General features: G+C 40.6%; 3 protein-coding genes. All 3 read right to left on the bottom strand.

The window, feature by feature from the left end; all coding sequences use genetic code 11:
• Nucleotides 1-54 precede the first annotated feature (54 nt).
• The 3 genes from arcC to L4C32_RS20225 all read right to left on the bottom strand — a co-directional run bounded on the left by arcC (nucleotide 55) and on the right by L4C32_RS20225 (nucleotide 4,442).
• Nucleotides 55-966, bottom strand: a complete 912-nt coding sequence (gene arcC, locus L4C32_RS20235) for a carbamate kinase (protein WP_428198695.1) — start codon at nucleotides 964-966, stop codon at nucleotides 55-57.
• Nucleotides 967-1,032: 66 nt separating this feature from the next.
• Complete coding sequence (arcA, locus tag L4C32_RS20230) at nucleotides 1,033-2,253, bottom strand: arginine deiminase (RefSeq protein ID WP_428198694.1); 1,221 nt, start codon at nucleotides 2,251-2,253, stop codon at nucleotides 1,033-1,035.
• 740 nt (nucleotides 2,254-2,993) lie between these two features.
• Nucleotides 2,994-4,442: a YfcC family protein gene (locus tag L4C32_RS20225; RefSeq protein WP_428198693.1), complete on the bottom strand. Its 1,449-nt coding sequence runs from the start codon at nucleotides 4,440-4,442 to the stop codon at nucleotides 2,994-2,996.
• Between the last annotated feature and the right edge of the window lie 440 nt (nucleotides 4,443-4,882).

Below are 4,882 nucleotides of genomic sequence, written 5' to 3'. Positions count from 1 at the left end.
GGCTATATACGTTATTTATACTTAAATTAATATCTAATGTGAATAGTTATTAGTTTATTCTGGAATAATATTCGTGCCAGCAGTACCGTTGAGGATGCTTAAACCATCTTCTAGGTCACCGATGCCCACTAATTTACCGCCTTGGTTGATGAATTCACATGAAGCTTCAATTTTTGGCCCCATCGATCCCGCATCAAATTCATATTGAGACAGCTCTTTTGGTGTCGTGCTGCGAATTGCTTGTTGAGTGGGTTTACCCCAATCAAGGTAGACAGCATTTGCATCAGTAAGAATAAGCAGAGCATCAGCATTGATCTGTTTAGCAAGGTAAGCCGCAGACATATCTTTGTCAATAACTGCTTCAATACCAATCAGTTTTCCGTTCTCTTCTTTAACTGGAATACCACCACCGCCAGTACAAATTACTAGGTGACCCTGAGCAATTAGGCATGAAATCGCATCGTCTTCAACGATACCGATTGGTTGTGGGCTTGGAACAACGCGACGGAAGTGTTTTCCATCAGGTTTTACTGTCCAGTTATATTTCTCTGCCAGATCACGTGCTTCAGCTTCAGGATAAATAGGACCGATTGGTTTGGTTGGGTCCAAAAATGCTGGATCATTTGGATCCACTTTCATCTGAGTAAGCATGCATGATACGTTCAATTGTGGTAATAGGTTACGCAATTCCTGCATTAACATATAACCAATCATGCCTTGTGTTTCTGACCCTAATACATCTAATGGGTACGGAGCTACTGCTTTGTACTCTAAACCTTGTAGGGCAAGTAAACCTACTTGTGGTCCGTTTCCGTGTACTAAAACAACGTTGTATTCCTTGGCTATTTCAGAAATTGTTTTGGCCGCTTTTGCTATATTCGCACGTTGTGTATCCGCTTCTAACGGCTCACCGCGACGAAGTAATGCATTACCACCTAATGCAACAACTACAGTTTGTTTAGTCATTGTTCATATCTCTTATATTAGGAATAGAGGCTGGTGAGATAACTCACCAGCATCGAATGGTTGATATTAGATACCGTCACGTTCGATTGGGCAACTCATGCAGCGAGCACCGCCACGTCCGCGACCAAGTTCGTCACCTGGGATAGGTAGAACTGTGATGCCTGCTTTGTCGTATTTTTCGTTAGTGTAAGTGTTACCTTCGTAACCAATTACAACGCCTGGTTTAACGGTTAGTACGTTATTTGCATCATTCCATTGCTCACGTTCAGCTGTGAAGCTATCACCGCCAGTAGTGATTAGGTTTAGTTGACTTACGCCTAATGCTTTTTCAATAGCAGTAACGAAGTAACCTTCTTCTTTCACATTCACTGCGCCAGTTTCGTCGCCAGTTAGGCTCCAGCATTGAACGTCTTTACGAACAACTTCAGGATATACAGAGAATGTATCTTCGTTCATGTGTGTCATTACAGTGTCTAAGTGCATGCAAGAGCGGTGCTTAGGCAATTGCATTGCAATCACTTGCTTCGCTTGGCCACTTTTGAATAGACCTGATGCTAGCTGCTCAACACCTTGTGGTGTTGTACGCTCAGACATACCAATAAGTACAGAGCCTTTACCGATAACCAGTACGTCGCCGCCTTCAATAGTAGACTGGTCGTACATTTTTTCTTCGTCACCGTAGTATTTAATGAAATCTTGGCCGGCGAACGACGGGTGCCAACGGTAGATTGCACGAACGTGGTTAGTTTCACGTTGACGAGCTTCTTTAGCCATTGGGTTGATTGAAACACCGCCGTATACCCAGCAAGAAGTATCGCGAGTAAATAGGTGGTTTGGTAGAGGTTCAATGATGAAGTCTGTTGGAGCGTGCATGCCTTGCATCATAGAAGATGATGTCATTGTCATTTCAGCGTAAGACAAACCACCCGTTAGGATTTTAGCTAGCTCTACATTTGGCAGGTCAGCTAGGTAGCAGCGTACGTCACTTGCGAATGTTTTACCTAAACGGTAATCAGATACCTGACGAGTCAACAACCACTCTTTAGCTTCAGTTACTGCTAACGTATCAGCAAGAAGATCAGTTAGAAGTAAAACTTCGACACCTTGGTCACGCAACGTTTTTGTAAATACATCATGTTCTTTACCTGCACGTTCTACTGCTAATACATCATCAAATAATAAATCGTGGCAGTTAGATGGTGTTAAGTGGCTTAGTGAACGTCTTGGACGGTGAACTAAAACTCTTTTTAACTGACCTACTTCTGAACCTACATATAATTTGCTCATGTTCAACTCTCTTTTAGATGACTAACTGGCACTATGCCAACACTAGATTGCGAAGGTGAATGAAAATACAGTTTTTAATCGTTTCGTGCTTCGCTTTATCGTATGGATTAATCATACTCGACTGGGGCGGTAATTCTTCGATCTCCGTCACACTTTTACGAGTAATTATAATTGTAAGTCATTGTTTTAAAAGCGTTATTTATTCACGCTCATTCATTTTTTTTAAAGAATTTATATGTCAATAAAGTGCGTTTTGAGTGGTGTTGATAAAGCTAACCTACTGAAAGACCTTCGTTGACAAAAATAGAAGTGGGATTTTATGCAACCACTATTCTAGGCGAAAAAACCAACAAATGGGCAGTTATGCACTTTTTTCGAAGCTGTATATGAATTTAGTAAAATAGAGTGAAAAAATAATTTAAATAAGATGAAAGTAACCCTTAAGAGGTGGTTTTTTAGTTGAAGAATTTGAACAAACAAAAGAGAGATAGTGATGTTTTATACACGTGTTTGGGGGGAATAACGCCAGGATGAATAACCCGTATTCATCGATAACGGTGACATTCTCTCGCTTATATTCGTGGTGGCTTTGCATGACAGCCGACGAGAGCAGATACTGAACGTAGGGAGGGCAGGTAGGTTGGATGGATAAAGGTAAAGCCGCTGATTGAGGAAGAGAGTGATAAGATAAAAAAAGCCAGCACTAGGCTGGCTTATCGATAAAGATAGGTTATCTATGATTACATAATTGCACCAAGGCTAAGCATAATGGTGATAAGAACCATAAGAATACCGATGAGAGGCATTACCCACTTCAGCCAGCGTACGTAAGGGACTTTAGCAATGGCCAAACCACCCATAACAACAGCGGAGGTTGGTGTGACTAAGTTGACTATCCCTGATGCTGACTGGTAAGCAGTAACCACTAGATCACGACTTACACCAGCGAAATCAGCCAGTGGAGCCATAATTGGCATGGTTAATACCGCAAGACCTGATGATGAAGGTACTAGGAATGATAGTAAAATTTCTAACCAGTACATTACGTTGATGAACAAGATAGATGAAAGACCTGTCACAGCGTTTTCAGCAGTAAATAGAATCGTATCAGTGATCATACCTCTATCCATGATGACTACGATGCCTCGAGCGATACCGATGATAAGGGCAACACCTAGAAGGTCACGTGCACCATCAATGAAGCTTGACGTCAGATCTTCTTCGCTCATTCTAGCAATCAAGCCAACAATGATTGAAGCGGCAATGAACATTGCTGAAATTTCAGCCATCCACCAACCAGCAACAGCAACACCGTAAATCATGACACCGAATGCGGCAGCAAATACAGCCAAAATAACTTTGCGAGTTGTTGTGAACTCAAGGCTACCTTGATCGTCTTTGTCACCTAGGAAGAATGCTTTGTTTTCTTCATACTTGTCATAAACAATAGATTTTGATTGGTCTGCTTGAACCATTTTTGCGTAACGCATAACGTAAGCAACACAGATGAACCAGCCAATTACTAAGATAGAAGCACGTAGCATGATGCCATCAGTAAATGGAATGCCAGCAGCATTAGCAGCAATAACCGTTGCAAATGGATTGATAGTCGAACCAAGCGTTCCGATACCGGCACCAAGTAGCACGGTTGCAGCAGCAACAACTGGGTCAAAACGAGCGGCAATCATTACAGGAACAAGTAGAGTATAAAAAGGTAATGATTCTTCAGCCATACCGTAAATAGTACCGCCAGCTGCAAACAGAGCCATTAGGATAGGTATCATCCACTCCTCTTTGCCTTTTAGACGAGCTGTTACCCTTTCAATACCAGCGTCGATTGCGCCTGTTTTTGTTACTAGGCCTAGGAAGCCACCAATAACAAGGATAAATAATGAAACATCAATCGCGCCTGCTTCATACGTGTTGTGATCATAAAGACCATCAATTGGTGCTAAGAAAATATCGACAATACCTTGTGGATTATTTTCTACTTGTTGGTATGTACCAGTAACTGGCACCTCTTTTCCTAGATTTTCATCCATTACTCGATCGTACTGGCCTGCTGGAACAATCCAAGTCAACAGAGCAACAAAAGCGATGAGTGCAAATAAAATTGTGTATGCAGATGGAAATTTAAAGTTTGCTAAGAAACCTTTTTTTTCATCTTTGTTAACGGTATCAGTGGTCATGATTCTCTCCTTCTGCCAACAATTTTTAAATGATCGTTTGGCGATAAATCTCATGTCATTAAAGTGTAATTTCAGAGAAAAGTTTATACTGAGTAACTAACCATAACTATGGTGACCGTCACGATTTTCAGCTTGTTGTCCGACACAAAATCTTATGTTGGCATGGTGTACTGGGTATTAATGAGATAATAATGCTTGTCTATGCTATTTATTCATTTTGAAGGATATTTTTTTTATGCGTTTGATATCCTGTTATTGTTAAATAGCTCTCTTATATAGGTAAAGCTAGGTTGGAGGAAGGAAAAAAAACAGTGGTTATGCGTTATTATTGCAGGGTTATGGGAAAACAAAATTGAAAGAGTGCTTAAAAAGTGGGATTTTATTCATATAATTTTTTTAGTTTATTTCTGTGCTAAAAACGTATTATCAACCATATATTT

The organism is Aliivibrio kagoshimensis (assembly GCF_050337105.1).
In the GTDB taxonomy this organism is placed as follows: Bacteria; Pseudomonadota; Gammaproteobacteria; order Enterobacterales; family Vibrionaceae; genus Aliivibrio_A; species Aliivibrio_A kagoshimensis.
This window is presented reverse-complemented; position numbering and strand designations above follow the sequence as displayed.